The 19185-nt window shown below is 67.3% G+C and carries 17 protein-coding genes; all 17 read left to right on the top strand.

All coding sequences use genetic code 11. The annotated features are described in order from the left end of the window. Positions 1 to 3: 3 nt before the first annotated feature. On the top strand, positions 4 to 411 hold the full coding sequence (tssE, locus tag AC3B6A_RS03985; RefSeq protein WP_488401013.1) for a type VI secretion system baseplate subunit TssE: 408 nt from the start codon (positions 4 to 6) through the stop codon (positions 409 to 411). 10 nt (positions 412 to 421) lie between these two features. Then, complete coding sequence (locus AC3B6A_RS03980; RefSeq protein WP_488401012.1) at positions 422 to 919, top strand: PAAR domain-containing protein; 498 nt, start codon at positions 422 to 424, stop codon at positions 917 to 919. A 12-nt stretch (positions 920 to 931) separates the two neighbouring features. Beyond that, the gene (locus tag AC3B6A_RS03975; protein ID WP_488401011.1) at positions 932 to 1756 is read left to right on the top strand and encodes a hypothetical protein; all 825 of its coding nucleotides are present in this window, start codon (positions 932 to 934) and stop codon (positions 1754 to 1756) included. Beyond that, on the top strand, positions 1746 to 2078 hold the full coding sequence (locus AC3B6A_RS03970) for a hypothetical protein (RefSeq protein WP_488401010.1): 333 nt from the start codon (positions 1746 to 1748) through the stop codon (positions 2076 to 2078). The genes AC3B6A_RS03975 and AC3B6A_RS03970 overlap by 11 nt, the downstream gene beginning before the upstream one ends. A 44-nt stretch (positions 2079 to 2122) precedes the next feature. Then, positions 2123 to 2659 carry a hypothetical protein gene (locus AC3B6A_RS03965; protein ID WP_488401009.1) on the top strand — a complete coding sequence of 179 codons (537 nt, stop codon included), beginning with the start codon at positions 2123 to 2125 and terminating at the stop codon, positions 2657 to 2659. A gap of 255 nt (positions 2660 to 2914) precedes the next feature. Beyond that, positions 2915 to 4702 (top strand): type VI secretion system baseplate subunit TssF, encoded by a 1788-nt coding sequence (gene tssF, locus AC3B6A_RS03960; RefSeq protein WP_488401008.1) that lies wholly within the window; start codon positions 2915 to 2917, stop codon positions 4700 to 4702. Then, complete coding sequence (tssG, locus tag AC3B6A_RS03955) at positions 4666 to 5673, top strand: type VI secretion system baseplate subunit TssG (RefSeq protein ID WP_488401007.1); 1008 nt, start codon at positions 4666 to 4668, stop codon at positions 5671 to 5673. The genes tssF and tssG overlap by 37 nt, the downstream gene beginning before the upstream one ends. Positions 5674 to 5686: 13 nt before the next feature. Beyond that, entirely contained in the window at positions 5687 to 8269 is a 2583-nt protein-coding gene (gene tssH / locus AC3B6A_RS03950) for a type VI secretion system ATPase TssH (protein ID WP_488401006.1), read from the top strand. 10 nt (positions 8270 to 8279) lie between these two features. Further along, positions 8280 to 9788: a sigma-54 interaction domain-containing protein gene (locus AC3B6A_RS03945; protein ID WP_488401005.1), complete on the top strand. Its 1509-nt coding sequence runs from the start codon at positions 8280 to 8282 to the stop codon at positions 9786 to 9788. Positions 9789 to 9858: 70 nt separating this feature from the next. Further along, the gene (locus tag AC3B6A_RS03940; protein WP_488401004.1) at positions 9859 to 9999 is read left to right on the top strand and encodes a type VI secretion protein; all 141 of its coding nucleotides are present in this window, start codon (positions 9859 to 9861) and stop codon (positions 9997 to 9999) included. Positions 10000 to 10016: 17 nt separating this feature from the next. Continuing rightward, complete coding sequence (gene tagH, locus AC3B6A_RS03935; RefSeq protein WP_488401003.1) at positions 10017 to 11213, top strand: type VI secretion system-associated FHA domain protein TagH; 1197 nt, start codon at positions 10017 to 10019, stop codon at positions 11211 to 11213. Between the two features lie 5 nt (positions 11214 to 11218). Further along, positions 11219 to 11701 carry a type VI secretion system lipoprotein TssJ gene (gene tssJ / locus AC3B6A_RS03930; protein WP_488401002.1) on the top strand — a complete coding sequence of 161 codons (483 nt, stop codon included), beginning with the start codon at positions 11219 to 11221 and terminating at the stop codon, positions 11699 to 11701. Position 11702: 1 nt separating this feature from the next. Continuing rightward, positions 11703 to 13034: a type VI secretion system baseplate subunit TssK gene (gene tssK / locus AC3B6A_RS03925; protein ID WP_488401001.1), complete on the top strand. Its 1332-nt coding sequence runs from the start codon at positions 11703 to 11705 to the stop codon at positions 13032 to 13034. A 4-nt stretch (positions 13035 to 13038) separates the two neighbouring features. Then, a complete protein-coding gene (icmH, locus tag AC3B6A_RS03920) occupies positions 13039 to 13908 on the top strand; it encodes a type IVB secretion system protein IcmH/DotU (protein ID WP_488401000.1) in 870 nt (289 codons plus the stop codon). Positions 13909 to 13923: 15 nt separating this feature from the next. Then, positions 13924 to 17460: a type VI secretion system membrane subunit TssM gene (gene tssM / locus AC3B6A_RS03915; RefSeq protein WP_488400999.1), complete on the top strand. Its 3537-nt coding sequence runs from the start codon at positions 13924 to 13926 to the stop codon at positions 17458 to 17460. Continuing rightward, positions 17460 to 18188: a PP2C family protein-serine/threonine phosphatase gene (locus AC3B6A_RS03910; protein WP_488400998.1), complete on the top strand. Its 729-nt coding sequence runs from the start codon at positions 17460 to 17462 to the stop codon at positions 18186 to 18188. The genes tssM and AC3B6A_RS03910 overlap by 1 nt, the downstream gene beginning before the upstream one ends. Continuing rightward, positions 18185 to 19183 (top strand): serine/threonine-protein kinase, encoded by a 999-nt coding sequence (locus tag AC3B6A_RS03905; RefSeq protein WP_488400997.1) that lies wholly within the window; start codon positions 18185 to 18187, stop codon positions 19181 to 19183. The genes AC3B6A_RS03910 and AC3B6A_RS03905 overlap by 4 nt, the downstream gene beginning before the upstream one ends. Positions 19184 to 19185 lie beyond the last annotated feature (2 nt).

Genomic DNA, 19185 nt, shown 5'->3' with positions numbered 1-19185 from the left:
GCGATGAAAGGATACGGCAGCCTGTTCGAGCGCCTGGGCGGCGAAGCCGCCGAGCGTTCCGGCTGGAGCCCGGAGGTGGCCGCCATGGCCTCGGTGGCTGCCCATCTGGCCAAGATGCTCAGCACCCGTGCGGGCAGCGTGCAGACGCTGCCCGACTACGGGTTGCCCGATCTGAACGACATGCGCCTGAGCCTGCACGACTCGCTGAACCAGGCGCGCACGGCCATCGAACGCTTCATCGAAGCCTATGAGCCACGTCTATCCGCGGTTCGCGTCATATCCCTGCCGCGCGATCACGACCCGCTGAATCTGGCCTTCGCCATCGAAGGCGTGCTGGAGGTCGAAGGCCTCCGCCGCCAGGTCAGCTTCTCCGCCAGCCTGGATGGCAGCGGACAGGTCAGAGTCCAGTAAGGAGCACCCCATGCCCGGAAAACCCGCCGCCCGCGTCACCGACCCGACAGCTTGTCCGCTACCAGGCCACGGCACCAACCCGATCGCCGCCGGCTCGCCCAACGTCCTGTTCGACGGCCTGCCCGCCGCGCGCCAGGGCGACCCGTCCGCCTGCGGCGGCGCCATGGCCGGCAACGTGGTGCCCAACGTGCTGATCAACGGCATGCCGGCGGCTACGGTCGGGACGGTGGGAAGCCACGGGAATGTGGTGGTGGGTGGGTCGGGGACGGTGGTGATCGGGACCAGCCATTCGGCTGCACCTTTCGTTGCGCCATTGCCGATCGCCTTTGGTTTCGACGCGCAATGCCTGCTGACCAACAGCCTGGGTGATCCTCTGGCCAATACCCGCTATCTGATCGTCCGCCAGGATGGCAGCGAAGAAAGCGGCATCACTGACGAGAACGGTTTGACTCATCGCCTGGCGTCACATCCCCAGGCCGAGAAATTCGAAATCTTCATCGAGTTCTGAGGGGAAAGAGGGATGGCTGACGAACCCAAGCGCCAGAAGGATGGCGCGAATTACGTAAAGGCTGGTGAAGCCACTTCGTCCGAAGTCAAAAAAACCGACCCTGTAGTGGTTCCCTACTGCCGCTGCAACGGTAAGGAAGTGACCACTCTGAGCGGGTACGAATCCATACCCAGCTACAAGGGCGATCTTCCATCGCCGCTGCAAATCATCTGGTATGCGCCCAAGGGCAACGAGTTGCTGCGAACCGAGTTCTCCGACACGGAAATTCGCACCTGGATAAGAAGCGCAGCTCACTATCACGGGATTCCCCATCTGCTGCTCGCCGTCATCCTGCAGCAGGAGAACGGTCCTGGCGCCAGCAAGACGCTTCAAGCACTACAGTTCGGCGAACGCTCCTTGACGACCTTCCTCGCAATCGTCGACGAAGTTGCCTTCGACATCGTTCCCGACAAGGTAGCCGGCAGCTCCAGCGGATTCGTCAACATGAGCCGCAGAACCCTGAGAAATGCCGCGACCTATACCGAAAACTATTACTGCAAGAAGCCGATGCCCAAGGACGTGCAGTACCGCATCTTCGGCTTCGACCAGGACACCCGGATTCCCGGTGACGATTGGAAGGCCGACCTGTACTACGCAGCGGCGCATCTTCGCGAACTCATCGATCGAGTTACCAGAACGCCCTGCCATAACGGCAACCTGTCGCACGATCAGCTCAAGCAGGTCATCGGCGCCTACAACGGCTCAGGCCCCCTGGCGGAAAAATATGCCAGCGACGCGATGGCTCTCCTGGAACGCGCCAAGACCGGCGCCTCGACTCTGTACTTCTATGAACGCTAAACGAACTGCCCTGCTACTCCTCGCCATTGCACTGCTGGGTGTCCTGCTGCTCACGCGGCTGGCCAGCAACGCTCTGATGCTGCTCATGGATCGAAATAACTTCATTCCCGCAGAAGCCTCGATCCTGACCCTCGCCCCCTACGTCATCAACGAGGGATCGAGCTCCTACTGGCTTTATGCCGAGGATGGCAGCAACTACTACCACTTCACCTACGAGCCCGGTCGGGAATACCTGGTCATGAGCAAGAGCCAGCACTGTCCTGCTTTCGAAAAGGAAGATGTCAGGACCTGGTGCCATACCCAGATACACAGCGCCCCATGATCGGCCAACGGCAACTACGCGCCCCTCGACATAGGCCCTAGCAAGTGACCAGACGCAAAGAACGGCCAGACACGCATTTTCCTTACCTGCCGGAAAACCCGGATATCACCAGGGGTGGGGAGCAGTTTCATGCCTATCCAGCCAAGAGTTTCCTGGGGGGGCAGGGTGTCTTCGCGTACTACGTGATCATGCTACTCGGGCATGAAGAATTATCAGCATTCTTAGCTCTCTTACAGTCACGCTTCTCGACCACCGAGCTACTCAATGAGTCAATAGTCGACAACGAATATCAGGAGTCACTGGCCCTCTCCTACCGCGAAGAGTTCGGTGGATATCTCGTAGAGGCAACCACCAACTCAATCCCCTTGCTTCGATCATTTGACACCCTGTTCACCGCCCCCCCGGCTCCATGGATCGTGTTCCCGAACATGCCCCCCATCGAAGCGGATATGCCCAAGCAAGGTAGCCTCGAATACTGGTGGGAGTACATCTGGGCTTCCTTCTGGACAAGCCGTTCAGAGAGCGAGAGAGAGCTGTTTCTCCAGACGGCCCCCGATAGTTGGCGGGAGGTTCTCTCGTGAAGCTCTCTTACCCATCTACAGAACCCCGCTCTTCGAGGACCGCTACACAGACATTCGGCCGCATGAAGACGACACCACTGTCGGCACCTACTGGATCGACTTCGACAAGCAGAAGCGGAGCTTCGAGATCGGCGTTCCCGAGTGGCGGGAAAACTGGCTGAACACCTTCATCAGCAACGCTCCGTACAGCATCAACGAGAACTGACCTCAACCAAGGAAGAGGCCGGCAGACCACCGGAGAGTCACGGAAAGACCATGTCATTCAACCACTACTACCAGAGCGAACTCACCGCCCTGCGCCAACTGGGACGCCGCTTCTCCGAGCGCAGCCCGGCGCTGGCGCCGTTCCTCGCGCAGGCGGGGCGCGACCCGGATGTCGAGCGTCTGCTCGAAGGCTTCGCCTTCCTCACCGGGCGCCTGCGGCAGAAGCTCGATGACGAACTGCCGGAGCTCACCCACTCGCTGATGCACCTGCTGTGGCCGAACTACATGCGTCCGCTGCCGGCCTTCAGCATTATTCAATTCGACCCGCTGCCCAGTGCCGCGCCGGCCCTGCTGGTTGCGCGCGACACGCAGGTGGAAAGCAAGCCGCTGGGCGACGTACGCTGCCGCTTCCGCACCTGCTTCCCCACCGAGGTCACCGCGCTGCGCGCCGCCGGCGTGAATTACTCGGTGAAGGGTGAAGGCGCGATCCTCAGCCTGCGCCTGGAGATGAGCTGCCCGGGTCACCTGGGCGAGCTGAACCTCAAGCGCCTGCGCCTGCATCTGGCCGGCGAGCGCTACATCAGCCAGATGCTCTACCTGTGCCTGCAGAACAACCTCGACAACATCGAGCTGGTGCCGCTCAATGAGCGCCAGCAGCCGCTGCTCGACGACCACGACCACCCGCTGGCCTTCCGCCTTCCGGGGGATCGGGTGCAGCCGGTGGGTTTCGCCGAAGACGAGGCGATGATCCCCTACCCGCTCAATACCTTCCGTGGCTATCGCTTCCTGCAGGAATACTTCGCCTTCCAGGACAAGTTCCTGTTCGTCGACCTGCTCGGCCTGGACCGGCTGGACGCGCTGTCCGAAGCACAGCTCAAGGAAACCCGCGGCCTGGAAATCCGCTTCGACATCCACCGCAGCGGTATTCAGCGCCTGCAGCCGACTCTGGAGAATCTCAAGCTGCATTGCACGCCCATCGTCAACCTGTTCAAGCACGATGCGCTGCCGATCCGCCTGGACGGCAAGCAGGACGAATACCTGCTGCTGCCGGCTGCTTTCGACGCACAGCACTGCGGCGTGTTCGCCGTGAACAGTGTCACCGGCTGGGACCCCGGCGGCCAGGGACACCAGGATTACGTGCCGTTCGAATCCTTCGAGCACGACGCCAGTTTCGACGTACCCACCGCCCGCCCGCACTACAGTGTGCGCCAGCGCAACTCGCTGCTGCACGAGGGCCTGGATACCTACCTGAGCTTCGGCATCCGCGACCACGCGTCCTACGAGACGCTGTCCATCGAGCTCACCTGCACCAACCAGAATCTGCCGCGCGGCCTGAAGCTGGGCGACATCTGCCTGCCCGGCGACGATACGCCGGACTCGCTGCACTTCCGCAACATCACCCCGGTCACGCCCAGCTACGCACCGCCGCTGAACCGCGACTTCCTCTGGAAGCTGATCAGCAACATGTCGCTGAACTACCTGTCGCTGGCCAACGTCGAGGCGCTCAAGGTGATCCTCGAGACCTACGACCTGCCGCGCTACTACGACCAGCACGCGGAGAAGGTCAGCAAGCGACTGCTCGGCGGCCTCAAGTCGATCGACCACCAGCACGTCGACCGCCTGCACCGCGGCCTGCCGGTGCGCGGCCTGCGTACCGAGCTGACGGTCGACCCCGAGGGCTACATCTGCGACGGCGACCTGTTCGTCTTCGCCTCGGTCCTCAATGAATTCTTCGCGCTCTACGCCAGCCTCAACTCGTACCACGAGCTGAAGGTCAAAAGCACACAGGGAGAGGTGTACCAATGGACGCCGCGCATGGGACAACAGCCCCTGCTTTGAGCCGGCTGCGCCGGGACATCCGCGAATACTCGCTGTTCCAGGCGGTGCAGCTGGTCATCGAGCGCCTGCGCGAGGCAGGCGTCACGGAGGACGAAGAGGCGCTCTACGACCGTCTCGAATTCCAGGCCAACCCGAGCCTCGGTTTCCCCGGCAGCGACATCCAGAGCGTGCAGTTCTTCGAGGAGAACGGCGTGCTGCGCGCGCGCCTGCGCATCAACCTGATCGGCCTGTTCGGCGCCGGCTCGCCGCTGCCGGCCTTCTATGGGGAACAGGCCCTGGGCGACAGCGAGGACGGCAACCCCACGCGGGACTTCCTCGACCTCTTCCACCACCGGCTGCAACGCCTGCTGCTGCCGATTTGGCAGAAGTACCGTTATCACGCGCGTTTCAAGAGTGGCGCCATCGACGCCCTGTCGCACCGCCTGTTCGCCCTGATCGGCCTGGGTGGCGCCGAACTGCGCCAGGCCGAGGAGCTGAACTGGAAACGCCTGCTGCCCTACCTCGGCCTGCTCAGCCTGCGCGCCCACTCGGCTGCGCTGATCGAAGCGGTGCTGCGTTACTACTTCAAGCACGCCGACCTGTTCATCGAGCAGTGCGTGGAGCGCCAGGTGGAAATCCTCGAAGAACAGCGCAACCGCCTGGGCCTGGCCAACAGCCGCCTGGGCGAAGACCTGGTGCTGGGAGAACGGGTACGCGACCGCAGCGGCAAGTTCCGCGTGCACATCCGCGAGCTGGACTGGGAACGCTTCCATGAGTTCCTGCCCATCGGCACCGGTTACCAGCCGCTCTGCGCCCTGGTGCGTTTCACCCTGCGCGACCCGCTGGACTACGACCTGCGCCTGGAACTGCGCCACGACGCCATCCGCGAATTGCGCATCGGCGACCGGAACCCCTGCCGGCTGGGCTGGACCAGCTGGCTTGGACGCGAGCACGCCGACGGCATTGTCACCCTCGGCAGCCGCATTCATTAAGGAACGATGAACCATGATCAACCTCGACCTGCAACAACTCGTCCAGGCACTGGATGCCGAAACCCGCCGCGACCTCGAAGGCGCGGCCGAGCGCTGCGTCGCCCGCGCCGGCAGCAGGATCCTCGTCGAGGACCTGCTGCTGGCCCTGCTGGAGCGCCCCCAGGGCCTGTTGTCGCGCGCCCTGCTGGATGCCGGCGTGGATGCCGGCGAACTGGCCACGGCGCTGCAGCCGCGCAGCGAAAGCAACGCCTCGCGCAACCCGGTGTTCGCCGCCGAGCTGATGCAGTGGCTGCAGGACGCCCTGCTGGTGGCCAACCTGGAACTGCGCCAGAGCCAGATCGACCAGGCCGCGCTGATCCTCGCCCTGCTGCGCAATCCGCTGCGCTACGCCGGCAGCCATTACCAGCCGCTGCTGGCGCGCCTGAATGCGGATCGCCTGCGTGACTTCGCCCTGTCGCAGAAGCCCGAAGACGGCATCGCGCCGGCCACCGGCAAAGGCGAATCGATGCTCGAACGCTTCACCCACAACCTCACCCGCCAGGCCCGCGAGGGCAAGCTCGACCCGGTGCTCTGCCGCGACAGCGCGATCCGCCAGATGATCGACATCCTCGCCCGTCGGCGGAAGAACAACCCGATCGTCGTCGGCGAAGCGGGCGTGGGCAAGACCGCCGTGGTCGAGGGGCTTGCCGCGCGCATCGCCACCGGGGAGGTGCCGCACGCCCTGCTGGGAGTCGAGCTGCTGTCGCTGGACCTGGGCCTGCTGCAGGCCGGCGCCAGCGTGAAGGGCGAGTTCGAGCGCCGCCTCAAGGGGGTGATCGACGAAGTGAAGGCGTCGGCCAAGCCGGTCATCCTGTTCATCGACGAAGCCCACACCCTGATCGGCGCCGGGGCACAGGCCGGCGGCTCGGACGCCGCCAACCTGCTCAAGCCGGCGCTGGCGCGCGGCGAGCTGCGCACCATCGCTGCCACCACCTGGGCCGAGTACAAGAAATACTTCGAGAAGGACCCGGCGCTGGCCCGGCGCTTCCAGCCGGTACAGCTGCACGAACCCACGGTCGGCGAAGCGGTGACCATCCTGCGCGGGCTGGCCCGGGTCTACGAGGCCAGCCACGGCATCTATCTGCGCGACGATGCGGTAGTCTCGGCGGCCGAACTGTCCGCGCGCTACCTCGCCGGCCGGCAGTTGCCGGACAAGGCCGTCGACGTGCTCGACACCGCCTGCGCCCGCGTGCGCATCAGTCTCGCCGCCGCGCCGGAAAGCCTGGAGAAACTGCGCGGCGAACTGGCCGAAGGCGAGCGCCAGCGCCAGGCCCTGCGCCGTGACCAGGAAGCCGGCCTGAACATCGACCGGGACGCCCTCGAAACCCTCGAAGCGCGTCTCGAGGAGGCCCGCGAACAGGAAGTCGAACTGCAACAGCGCTGGCAGCGGCAGCGCGATCTGGCCAGCGAACTGCTCGACCTGCGCCAGCAGCTCGCCGCCGCCCGTGGCGAGCCGGAGCGCGAGGAAGAAAGCGCCGATCTGGAGCAGCGCCTGCACGATGTGCACGCCCTGCTGCGCGATGCCCAGGAACAGGAGCGGCTGGTCAGCTTCGAGGTCTGCCCGCGGCTGGTGGCCGAGGTCATCAGCCACTGGACCGGCGTGCCACTGTCGCAACTGGCCCGCGAGCACAACGCCAGGGTCGCCAGCTTCGCCAGCGACCTGCGCCAGCGCGTGCGTGGCCAGGAGCAGGCGGTACAGGCCCTGGACCGCGCCATGCGCGCCACCGCCGCCGGCCTGAACAAGCCCGATGCGCCGGTGGGCGTGTTCCTGCTGGTCGGCCCCAGCGGCGTCGGCAAGACCGAGACCGCCCTGGCCCTGGCCGACCTGCTGTACGGCGGCGAGCGCTTCCTCACCACCATCAACATGTCCGAGTTCCAGGAGAAGCACACCGTCTCCCGCCTGATCGGCGCGCCGCCGGGCTACGTCGGCTACGGCGAGGGCGGCATGCTCACCGAGGCCGTGCGGCAGAAACCCTACTCGGTGGTGCTGCTGGACGAGGTGGAGAAGGCCGATCCGGACGTGCTCAACCTCTTCTACCAGATCTTCGACAAGGGCATCGCCAACGACGGCGAGGGCCGCGAGATCGACTTCCGCAACACACTGATCCTGATGACCTCCAACCTCGCCAGCGAGCGTATCGCCGCCCTCTGCGCCGATGGCCGACGCCCCGACGCACAGGACCTGGAAGAAGCCATCCGGCCGGCCCTGAGCCGCCACTTCAAGCCGGCGCTGCTGGCCCGCATGCGCGTGGTGCCCTACTACCCGGTGAGCGGCGAGGTGCTGCGCGAGCTGGTGCAGCTCAAGCTCGGCCGACTGGGCGAGCGCATGCAGCGCCGCCAGCTCGCCTTCAGCCATTGCCAGGCCCTGGTCGACCACCTGGCCGAGCGCTGCACCCAGAGCGAGAGCGGCGCCCGCCTGATCGACCAGCTGATGGACGCCCATCTGCTGCCGCAGATCGCCGACCGCCTGCTCGACGCCATGGCCGCCGGCGAGACGTTGCGCCAGGTGCACGCCACCCTCGACGGCGACGCCCGCCCCACCTGCGAGTTCAGCTGAGGTGAGCGACATGTTCCTGCGCATCCCCCAGCCCCTGAACTACGCCGAGGCCCTGCTGGAGCACTACGCCAGACTGGCGCGCGCCGCCGATGCCGGCAGCCTGCTCGGCCAGTTCGTCCGCGCCGCCACCGAGCTGGCGGACTGCGAGCTGGTCCAGCTCTACCTGCTGGACGCCGGCCACAGCGCGCTGGGCCTGAACGCCGAATGCCTGGACGGGCTGCTGCAACCGCGCGAGATGGAAACCCTGCCGGTCGATTACAAGGACGAGCAACTGCTGCAGTACAGCCTTTGCCAGAACCGCGTGCTCAGCCTCTCCGAACTCAACGACAGCCTGCACGACACCAGCTTCCTGCCGGCCAGCGGCGAGCCCTGGCGCGCCCTGCTGTGCCTGCCCCTGCTCGACCAGCAGCAGGCCGTCCAGGGGCTGCTGCTGTGCGCCAGCCACGCGCGCGGCGACCTCGGCGGTTTCGCCAAGTCCCTCGGCCAGCTCGGCACCTTCGTTCACGCCCAGCTCCAGCTGCTGCGCCGCCTGCGCCGTCCCCGCAGCGACAGCCAGCCGGCGACGCCGGCGCCCTGCGCCAGCGGCTACGGAATGATCAGCGAAAGCCCCGCCATGCGGCGCACCTGCCAACTGATCGGCAAGGTCCTGCACAGCCCCTATACCGTCCTGCTCACCGGCGAGACCGGCACCGGCAAGGAACTGGTCGCCCGCGCCATCCATGACTGCGGTGCGCGCCGCACGGCCAGCTTCGTGGTGCAGAACTGCTCGGCGCTGCCCGAACACCTGCTGGAAAGCGAACTGTTCGGTTACCGCAAGGGCGCCTTCACCGGCGCCGACCGCGACCGCCGCGGCCTGTTCGACGCCGCCGATGGCGGCACCCTGCTGCTCGACGAGATCGGCGACATGCCGCTGCCGCTGCAGGCCAAGCTGCTGCGCGTACTGCAGGAGGGTGAAATCCGTCCACTGGGCAGCAACGACACCCACCGCATCGATGTGCGCATCATCGCCGCCACCCACCGCAACCTGGAGGCCATGGTCAGCGCCGGAGCCTTCCGCGAAGACCTCTACTACCGCCTGGCCCAGTTCCCCATCGAACTGCCGCCGCTGCGCCAGCGTGGCGACGACATCCTCGAACTGGCCCGCCATTTCGCCGACAAGGCCTGTGCCTTCCTCCAGCGCGATCCCTGCAACTGGTCCACGGATGCGCTGGAGCGCCTGGGCGGCTATGCCTTCCCCGGCAACGTCCGCGAGCTCAAGGGCATGGTAGAGCGCGCCGTGCTGCTGTGCGAAACCGGCGAACTGCTGCCGTCGCACTTCAACCTGCGCGACGTACCGGCCGAGAGCGGCGGCAGCGCTAACCTGCGCGAGCGCCTGGAGCGGCTCGAACGCTCGATACTGCTCGACTGCCTGCGCAAGAACGGCGGCAACCGCACCCTCGCCGCCCGCGAGCTGGGCCTGCCGCGCCGCACCCTGCTGTATCGCATGGGCCGTCTGAACCTCCTCTCCTGCGAGTCATGACCGAGCCCTCCATGAACCGCCCGCTTCCCTTTCCCAACCACTGGCCACGACACACCAAGGAGGTCGTCTGATGCCCCCTCTTCACTGGCGCGCCGCCCTGCTCGCCCTCGCCACCCTGCTCGTCCTGGGTGGTTGCAGCGGCAACTACAGGTTCAACGACAAGGACTATCGCCCGCTGGGCGAGCCGACGGCGGTCAACCGCGGCAACTGAGCCAGGAGTACACGACCATGGAACTGGTATTCGAAATAGTGAGCGCCAAGCAATTCGTGCCCGCCCAGCTGGCCAGCAAGACCTTCAGGAAAACCGGCGGCATCATCGGCCGCTCCGCCGATTGCGACTGGGCGATCCCCGACCAGAGCCGCCACCTGTCCAACCAGCATGCGCAGGTGAGCTATCGCGACGGCGCCTTCTTCCTCACCGACACCAGCAGCAACGGCACCCAGCTCAAGGACAGCGGCGCGCGCCTGCACCACGGCCAGGCCCAGCGCATCGAACACGGCGCGGTGTACTGCCTGGGCGAGTTCGAGATCCGCGCACGGCTGGTGCAGGACCCGGCGCTCTTCAGTGAAGAGATCGGCCGACCCCGCGCGGCCGGCAGCATCATTCCGGACGACGCCTTCCTCGACCTCGACCCGCTGCACGCCCTCGACCGGCAGGAGCACATCCACGCCGTGAGCGAGGACTACGGCATGCTCGGCACACACCGCGCCGACATGCGCTACCAGGCCGACTACGCGCCCATCGACATGGAGAGCCTGCCGCTGCCGCAACTGGTCGCGCCGCCAGAGGAAGCCGCCGCTGCGCCCGACGCCGAAACCGAGCGCCAGCCCGATGGCTTCTGGCAGCGTTTCGGCGACGAGCTGGGCATCTCCCTCCAGGGGCTCGACCAGGACGCCCGCGAAGCCCTGGCCACCCAGGCCGCGCGCCTGCTGCGCCAGTGCGTCGGTGGCCTGCAGCAGAGCCTGCGCACCCGCACCGAGCTGAAGAACGAACTGCGCCTGGCGCTGACCACCGTCCAGGGCCACAACGGCAACCCGCTCAAGTCCAGCGCCGACAGCCGCGAAGCGCTGACCGCCCTGCTGCTGGGCGGCAGGCCCGGCCAGGCCGGCGCCGAGCAGTCCGTGGCGAGCGCCTTCCGCGACCTGCAGGCGCACCAGGTAGCGCTACTCAGCGCCAGCCGCGCCGCCGTGCGCAGCACCCTCGAACACTTCGCCCCGGAGCAGTTGGCCCTGCGCTTCGAGCGCGACGGGCAGGTCTCCCGCCTGACCGGCGCCGGCGGCCGCTGGCGCGCCTACGGGCGCTACCACCAGTCCCTGCGCCAGGACGACGAATGGAGCGAACGCCTGCTCTCCCGCGACTTCGCCCAGGCCTACGAGGAGCAGGTCCGGCTGATCGCCACCCTCAACAGCGAATCCCAAGGATGAACCGCATGTCCCCTCTCAAGTCCGTCGCCCTGCTCGCCCTGGTGCTGCTCACCAGCGCCTGTTCGGCGCTGTCGCCCTACTCGAAGCTCACCAAGCTGGACCTGAACCTCAGCGCCAGCGACCAGCTCAACCCCGACCTGGACGGCCGCCCCTCGCCCATCGTGGTGCGCCTGATCGAGCTGAAGAACCCGGTGGCCTTCGAGAACGCCGACTTCTTCAGCCTCTACGAACGCCCCAAGGAGTCGCTCTCGCCGGACCTGGTGGCCAGCGAGGAGATCGAGCTGCGCCCGGGCGAGACCCGTGAACTCAAGCTCAGCGTCAACGACGGCAGCCGCTACGTCGGCGTCCTCGCCGCCTACCGCGACCTGCCCGAGACCCGCTGGCGCTACGTGGTGACGCTGGCCCCGGCACAACTCACCCAAGCCCAACTGCACCTGGACCAGAACGGTATCCAGGACGCTGCCTCCATTGCCAAGAAGGACCTCTGACATGGCCGCGCACAAAGTCATCTGGCGCGAAGGCATGCTCCTGCGCCCGCAGCACTTCCAGCAGAGCGACCGCTACCACGACCACCAGCTCAAGTCCCGCACCCGCCTGCTGGGCCGCTACAGCTGGGGCTTCTTCCGCGTGGAGATCGACGCGCAGTTCCTCACCACCGGCAAGCTGGTGATCAGCCAGGCCGCCGGCGTGCTGCCCGACGGCACCCTCTTCGACCTGGCCAGCCGCGACGAGCCGCTGGTCCTGGATATCCCGGCGAACACCAGCAACACCCCGGTGTACCTGGCGCTGCCGCTGGTCACCGGCAACCACGTCGAAGCCCGCCGCCCCGAGCAGATCGACGTGCTGGCGCGCTACACCACCCGCGACCAGGAAGTGGCCGACTCCAACGCCGGCGACAGCGCCAGCAGCCAGGTCACCTGCGGTCACGCCGACTTCCGCCTGCTGCTGGGCGAGCAGCGCGACGACCAGGCCTATGTGCGCCTGAAGGTCTGCGACGTGCTCGACACCTCGCCGGACAAACGCATCACCCTGGACCCGGACTTCATCCCCAGCCACCTGCACTTCCACGAAAGCGGCTACCTGCTGTCGTGCCTCAAGGAAGTCATCAGCATGCTCGGCCACCGCGGCGACACCCTGGCCGAGCGCATCCGCTCCACCGGCAAGGTGGGCGGCGCCGAGGTCGGCGACTTCATGATGCTGCAGCTGATCAACCGCACCGAACTGGTCCTGCGCCACTGCCTGGACCTGGAGCAGGTGCATCCGGAGGAGGTCTACCGCACGCTGCTGGCGATGCTCGGCGACCTCGCCACCTTCTCCAGCGAAACCAAGCGGCCGCGCCTGGACGGCCACTACCAGCACAGCGACCAGGGCGCCAGCTTCCGCACGCTGATGGAAGCCATCCGCCAGGTCCTGTCGATGGTGCTTGAACAGCACGCCATCGAGCTGGTCCTGCAGCAACGCCAGTACGGCATCCTGGTCTCGCCGCTGCACGACCACAAGCTGCTCGCCAGCTCCTCCTTCGTCCTTGCCGCCAGCGCCCAGTGCGAGGCCGAGGAACTGCGCCAGCGGCTGCCGGCACAGCTCAAGGCCGGCGCGGTGGAAGGCATCCGCCAGTTGGTCAACCTGCACCTCCCGGGTATCCGTGTGAAGCCACTGCCGGTGGCCCCGCGGCAGATCCCGTTCCACGCCAACAAGACCTACTTCATCCTCGAACTCAGCCCCGAAGAGCAGGCGCAGCTGGAGCATTCCGGCGGCTTCGCCTTCCATGTCTCCGGCGAATTCGCCGGTCTCGAACTGAAGTTCTGGGCCATCAGGAACTGAGCGCATGACCACGGAAATGGATTACCGCCAGGACGACAAGACCGTACTGGTCGACCGCGAGGGCGACAGCCGCTCGCGCAGCCCGCTCACCGACTTCGCCCAGCCGCCGCGCTTCGAGCAGCTCGAGGAGCGGATGATCTACTCCGCGCGGCTGGGTCCGGAAGAAACCTTCAACATCAGCCTCAATCCGCTGGTGGCCGCCGCCGCCGACCTGCTCTCGGAAGTGGTGCGGCTCAAGCACTTGGTCGTCGACGAGGACCTGCACGCGCTCAACGATCAGCTCAGAACCCGCATCAAGCAGTTCGAACTGCGCGCCCTGCACGAAGGCGGCGAGAACGAAGAGGTGCTGGGGGCCCGCTACGTGCTGTGCACCGTGCTCGACGAAGCGGTGGTGACCAGCAAGCTGAGCGACAGGAGCGAGTGGTCGCAGATGAGCCTGCTCAGCAGCTTCCACAACGAGACATCCGGCGGCGAGAAGTTCTTCCGACTCCTCGAGCGCCTGTCGCGCAACCCGGTCAAGCACCTGCCGATGCTGGAGCTGATGTACCTGTGCCTGTCCCTGGGCTTCGAGGGCAAGTACCACGTGATATCCCGCGGCATGCTCGAACTGGAGGCCGTGCGCGACAGCCTCTACCGGCAGATCCGCCAGTTGCGCGGCGACGTGCAGCGGGAGCTGTCGCCGCACTGGGAGGGCCTGCGCGACTCGCGCCGGCGCCTGGTGCGCATCGTGCCCTGGTGGCTGGTGGCGCTGTTCACCCTGGTCTGCCTGGTGGTGATGTATTCCGGCTTCGCCTGGGTGCTCGACGACCAGCGCGAAGCCGTCCTGCAACCCTATCAGCAACTCGACCCGGCCGCGGTCGAGCCCAAGTCGTAACACAGGGATAGTGTGATGAAGAACTTCTTCAAGAAAGCCGGCGGCTTCCTGCGCCGGACCTGGGTCTGGAGCCTGCTGCTGGTGCTCCTGCTGGCCCTGCTGGTGTGGTTCGCCGGCCCGCTGCTGGCGGTGGACGAACACAAGTTCTGGGAAAGCGCCAGCGCCCGCCTGCTGAGCATCGCCGTGCTGTTCCTCTGCTGGGGCCTGTTCATGGTCTTCAGCAGCTGGCGCTCCATGCGCCGCAAGCACGCGGAAGAGAACAGCGACGACGGCCAGGAACGCCTGCGCCGCCAGGAACTGATCAGCGACGAGCAGCAGGAACTGCACTCGCGCTTCCAGGACGCCCTGCGCATCCTCAAGACCTCCAGCCTCTACCGCGGCCGCGGCGAGCGCTGGCGCAACGAGCTGCCCTGGTACCTGATGCTCGGCCCGCAGGGCAGCGGCAAGACCAGCCTGCTGGACTTCTCCGGGCTGGAATTCCCGATCAACAAGATCGACCGCAAGCTGACCCGCGACACCAACGGCACCCGCTACTGCGACTGGTACTTCGCCGAGCATGGCGTGCTGGTCGACAGCAGCGGCCGCTACCTGGGCCAGGACGACCCCGAGGTCGACGCCAGCGGCTGGAACGCCCTGCTGGAGCTGCTGCGCAAGCGCCGGCGTACGCGCCCGCTCAATGGCGTGGTGGTCAACGTGCCGGTGGACCTGCTGCTGGGCGGTGACGAGCAGGGCCTGGAAGTGCTCGGCCGGAAGATTCGCGCGCGCCTGCAGGACATCCACCGCAACCTGCACGTCGACCTGCCGGTCTACCTGGTGCTGAGCAAGGCCGACAAGCTGCCGGGCTTCGACGAGTTCTTCGACCAGCTCTCCCGCGAGGAAAGCGAGCAGGTGCTGGGCGTGAGCTTCCGCAAGGAGCAGGACGGCACCGACGCCGGCGTCCTGCGCCAGGAGTTCGAGGAACTGCTGCGCCGGCTCAACAGCCAAGTGATCCTGCGCATGCACCAGGAGCGCAACACCCAGCGCCGTGGCCGCATCCTCGACTTCCCGCACCAGTTGGCGAAGATCGGCGACCGCCTGAGCCTGCTGGTGGAGTTCGCCTTCACCGGCAACCGCTACCAGCGCGCCACCCAGCTGCGCGGCTTCTACCTGACCAGCGCGCCGCACCTGACCCAGCGGATGGACGAGGACACCGCCGCCATCGGCGCCAACCTGGGCATGGCCAGCGTCAAGCTGCCGACCCTGCGCCAGGGCCGCCCGCGCTTCATCCACCACCTGTTCAGCCGGGTGATCTTCCCCGAGTCGGAACTGGCCGGCCTGGACAAGCGCGAAACCCGCCGCATCCACTGGGGCCAGCGCGCGGTGTACGCCGCCTCCCTGGCGCTGCTCGCGGTGTTCGGCCTGCTCTGGGCCAGCGGCTTCTCGGCCAACAACGCCCGCCTGACCCAGGTCCGCGACCTGGGCCAGCAACTCGCCCGCGAGCACGCCGCGCTCACCCCGCAGGACGACGCCCGCGCCACCCTCAAGGCCCTGGACACCAGCTACGCCGCCAGCCAGGTCTTCCCGCCCAAGGGCGACGTCGCGCTGCACGAGCGCGCCGGTCTCTACCAGGGCGAGGGCAGCACACCGCCACTCGAAGCCGCCTACCGGCGCGAACTGCAATCCCAGCTCCTGCCGCGCGTGGCGCGCACCCTGGAAGGACAGATCCGCGCCAACCTGGGCGACCGCGAACGCCTGCTCGGCAGCCTGCGCGCCTACCTCATGCTGAACCTGCCGGAGCGCCGCGACGCGGGCTTCCTCAAGGACTGGATGGGGGCTGACTGGTCGGTGCGCTACAGCGGCGACACCCTGGTGCAGAACGGCCTGGGCACGCACTTCGCGCGCCTGCTCGAAGAGCCCTTCGCCTACCCGCTGAACGCGCCGCTGGTGGCCCAGGCCCGCCAGGTGCTGCGTGGCGAATCCCTGGCCAGCGTGGTCTACCGCGTGCTGCGCGAACAGGCCCGCAGCCTGCCCGAGTACCGCCTGAGCCAGCATCTCGGCCCGCAGGGCGCGCTGTTCTCCGGCACCGACTACCTCATCCCCGGCTTCTACACCCTGCGCGGCTACCAGCAATACTTCGTCGCCCAGGGCGCGCCGATGGTGCGTGAAATCCTCCGCGACAACTGGGTGCTCGGCGAAGGCAGCAGCCTCAGCGGCCAGGACCTCAGCCGCCTGATGGTGGAACTGCAGCAGCTGTACTTCCGCGACTACGCCAACTTCTGGAGCGAAGCGGTCAACCGGGTGCAACTGCAGCCGATCACCGACACCAGCGCGGGCGCCGACGAAGTGGCCGGCCTGACCGCCGCCAACTCGCCGCTGCTGCAACTGCTCATCGAGGTGCGCGAGAACACCCGCATCCCGGGTGTCGCGGAAAGCACCGAGACCGCCGGCGATGTCGCCAGCGCCGCGGCCGAAGCCGGCGGCAAGCTGGGCAAGGTCGGCAAGGTGGCGGCAGCCGCCGCCGAACAGGCCCAGGACGCCCTCGCCAGGAGCCTGCCGGACACCGCCCGCCAGGCCATGCAGCGCCGCTTCGAACCGCTGCACGGCCTGCTCGACGACAACGGCGGGCCGGCGGCCGACCTGGCGCCGCTGATGCAGTCGCTCAACGACCTGCAACTGCAACTGGCCGGCCTTGCCCGCGCCAGCCAGCCCGAGCAGATGGCCTTCGAGCTGGCCCGTGGACGCATGTCCGGCCGCCCCGATGCCCTGGCCAACCTGCGCAGCGCCGCCGCGCGCCTGCCGCAACCGGTCAACGGCTGGTTCAACCTGATGGCGGAGGACAGCTGGACCCTGGTCCTGGGCGATGCCTACCGCTACCTCAACCAGCGCTACCAGGCCGAGCTGTACAGCGTCTACTTCAAGGCCATCAACCAGCGCTACCCGTTCAACGCCAAGAGCAACAGCGACGTGGCGATCGCCGACTTCCGCGAGTTCTTCAAGGCCCAGGGCGTTGCCGACCGCTTCTTCGAAACCTACCTGCAACCCTTCGTCAGCGGCGATCCGGGCAACTACCGCCTGCGCAGCGTGGACGGTCACAGCCTGCCGATGTCGGGCACCTTCCTCGAGCAGATGGGCCACGCCCAGGCGATCCGCCGCAGCTTCTTCTCCGACAACCCCGCCGAGCCGCAGGTGCAGTTCAAGCTGGAGCCCTACTCCATCGACTCCAGCCTGAGCCGCGCTGACTTCCGCTTCGGCAACCAGCAGCTGGAATACCGCCACGGCCCGATCGTGCCGGTCGCCTTCAAGTGGCCGACCGACGCGGACGACGGCCGCACCAGCCTGGTCCTCGAGGAGCTCGGCGGCCGCCGCGTCAGTCTGGAGAAGAACACCGGCCCCTGGTCGCTGTTCCGCCTCTTCGACCAGATGCAGAGCGAGTACCTGCACGGCCGCGACGTGCTGATGCTCAAGGCCGACCTCGGCGGCCTGCGCGCCAGCTACCTGGTGCTGGCGCAGCGCTCGCCGAACCCGTTCGACCTCGGCAACCTGCGCAGCTTCCGCCTGCCGGTGTCGCTCTGATGCAGATCGCGACGCGCTGGCGCAGCACCGCGCGCACGGACACCGGCAAGGTCCGTGCGCGCAACGAGGACGCCTTCCTCGACCGCCCGGAGCATGGGCTCTGGGCGGTCGCCGACGGCATGGGCGGGCATGCGCGCGGCGACCGCGCGAGCCGCATGATCGTCGAGGCCCTCGCGCAGATTCCGCACCACGCGGACCACGACAGCCGCGCCCAGCGGATTCGCCAGCAACTGCACTGGCTCAACCGGCGCTTCGTCATGGAGATGACCCAGACCGCCGATCTGCCGCCGCAGGTCATGGGCAGCACCGTAGTCGCCCTGCTGCTGGAGACGGACCGCGCCACCTGCGTCTGGGCCGGCGACAGCCGCTGCTACCTCTGGCGCAACGATCGCCTCTACCTGCTCACCCGCGACCATTCGATGCAGCAGCAGCTGATCGACGAGCAGGGCCTGAGCGCCGAACAGGCCCGGCGCCACCCCTCGGCCCACGCGCTCACCCGCGCGGTGGGCGCCGGCGACCAGTTCGCCCTCGATACCCTGGAGCTGAGCGTCCACCCTGGCGACACCTTCCTGCTGTGCAGCGATGGCCTCTACAACAGCCATAACGAACGCTCGCTCGGCGCGGCGCTGAACCTGAGCTCCACCGAACGGGCGCTGGAGCGACTGTTCACCCACGCCCTGGACGGCTCGGCGCGCGACAACCTGACCGCCGTGGTGATCCGCCGATGACAGCCGAGAACCTCGCCTTAACCGACCCGCTCGCCGGAGCCGGCAACAGCACCTATTTCGCCTTCATCGGCCAGCCCACGGCGCCGCCGCGAGCGGACAGCGAAACGACGGCAGCGCCACCGCTGCCCGACGTGCTCGGCGGCCGCTATCAGCTGGAACGCCTGCTCGGCATCGGCGGCATGGGCGCCGTCTACCGGGCACGCGACCTGCTGCGCGAGCAGTTCGGCGACCCGGACCCGTACGTCGCGGTGAAGCTGCTCAACGAAGAATTTTCCGAATACCCCGACGCCAGCACCCTGCTCTACAGCGAATTCGCCCTCACCATGCGCCTGCGCCACCCGCACATCGTGCGGCTGCACAGCTTCGAGGTGGACAGCAGTTGCCGCCGCGCCTTCATCACCCTGGAGCTGATGCGCGGCCTGACCCTCGACCAGTTGCTCTGCGAACGGCCGCAGGGCCTGCCCTGGGACGAATGCCGCGGCATCGCCCTGAGCCTCCTCGACGCCCTGGCGTATTCCCACGACTGCGGCGTGCTGCACGGCGACCTGAAGCCGAGCAACGTGATGCTCGCCGAAGACGGCGCGCGGCTCTTCGACTACGGCCTGGGCCAGCCCCGGGCAGGCCTGCTGGACGGCCTGCCGCGGCTCGCGCGGGAACGCTTCAACGCCTGGACGCCGCGCTACGCGGCGCTCGAACTCCTCGACGGCGCACCGATCTCGCCCGCCAGCGACCTCTTCGCCGCCGCCTGCGTGCTCCACGAGCTGCTGACCGGCCATCACCCCTACCGCCGGCTCGACGCCCGCGAAGCCAGGGACCAGCAGTTGGAGAAACAGCTCAAGCCGCCGCGCGCGCTCGCGCCGCCTGCCTGGCAGGCCCTGCGCACCGCGCTGGCGCTGAACGAAAACGAGCGGCGCATCGGCGTCCGCGAACTGCGCGATGCCTTCCTCGCGCAACCCAAGGCTGTGCGCCGCTGGTTCCAGCGGCGTAACGGATGATC

The organism is Pseudomonas sp. B12(2026), from assembly GCF_057767015.1.
Note: the sequence above shows the minus strand (reverse complement) of the source record. Positions and strands in the feature narration are given on the sequence as shown.

Excerpts from the sequence above, each read along its gene's own strand:
- tssE (WP_488401013.1), top strand. The coding sequence starts at position 4 with ATGAAAGGATACGGCAGCCTGTTCGAGCGCCTGGGCGGCGAAGCCGCC.
- AC3B6A_RS03980 (WP_488401012.1), top strand. The coding sequence starts at position 422 with ATGCCCGGAAAACCCGCCGCCCGCGTCACCGACCCGACAGCTTGTCCG.
- AC3B6A_RS03975 (WP_488401011.1), top strand. The coding sequence starts at position 932 with ATGGCTGACGAACCCAAGCGCCAGAAGGATGGCGCGAATTACGTAAAG.
- AC3B6A_RS03970 (WP_488401010.1), top strand. The coding sequence starts at position 1,746 with ATGAACGCTAAACGAACTGCCCTGCTACTCCTCGCCATTGCACTGCTG.
- tssF (WP_488401008.1), top strand. The coding sequence starts at position 2,915 with ATGTCATTCAACCACTACTACCAGAGCGAACTCACCGCCCTGCGCCAA.
- tssG (WP_488401007.1), top strand. The coding sequence starts at position 4,666 with ATGGACGCCGCGCATGGGACAACAGCCCCTGCTTTGAGCCGGCTGCGC.
- tssH (WP_488401006.1), top strand. The coding sequence starts at position 5,687 with ATGATCAACCTCGACCTGCAACAACTCGTCCAGGCACTGGATGCCGAA.
- AC3B6A_RS03945 (WP_488401005.1), top strand. The coding sequence starts at position 8,280 with ATGTTCCTGCGCATCCCCCAGCCCCTGAACTACGCCGAGGCCCTGCTG.
- AC3B6A_RS03940 (WP_488401004.1), top strand. The coding sequence starts at position 9,859 with ATGCCCCCTCTTCACTGGCGCGCCGCCCTGCTCGCCCTCGCCACCCTG.
- tagH (WP_488401003.1), top strand. The coding sequence starts at position 10,017 with ATGGAACTGGTATTCGAAATAGTGAGCGCCAAGCAATTCGTGCCCGCC.
- tssJ (WP_488401002.1), top strand. The coding sequence starts at position 11,219 with ATGTCCCCTCTCAAGTCCGTCGCCCTGCTCGCCCTGGTGCTGCTCACC.
- tssK (WP_488401001.1), top strand. The coding sequence starts at position 11,703 with ATGGCCGCGCACAAAGTCATCTGGCGCGAAGGCATGCTCCTGCGCCCG.
- icmH (WP_488401000.1), top strand. The coding sequence starts at position 13,039 with ATGACCACGGAAATGGATTACCGCCAGGACGACAAGACCGTACTGGTC.
- tssM (WP_488400999.1), top strand. The coding sequence starts at position 13,924 with ATGAAGAACTTCTTCAAGAAAGCCGGCGGCTTCCTGCGCCGGACCTGG.
- AC3B6A_RS03910 (WP_488400998.1), top strand. The coding sequence starts at position 17,460 with ATGCAGATCGCGACGCGCTGGCGCAGCACCGCGCGCACGGACACCGGC.
- AC3B6A_RS03905 (WP_488400997.1), top strand. The coding sequence starts at position 18,185 with ATGACAGCCGAGAACCTCGCCTTAACCGACCCGCTCGCCGGAGCCGGC.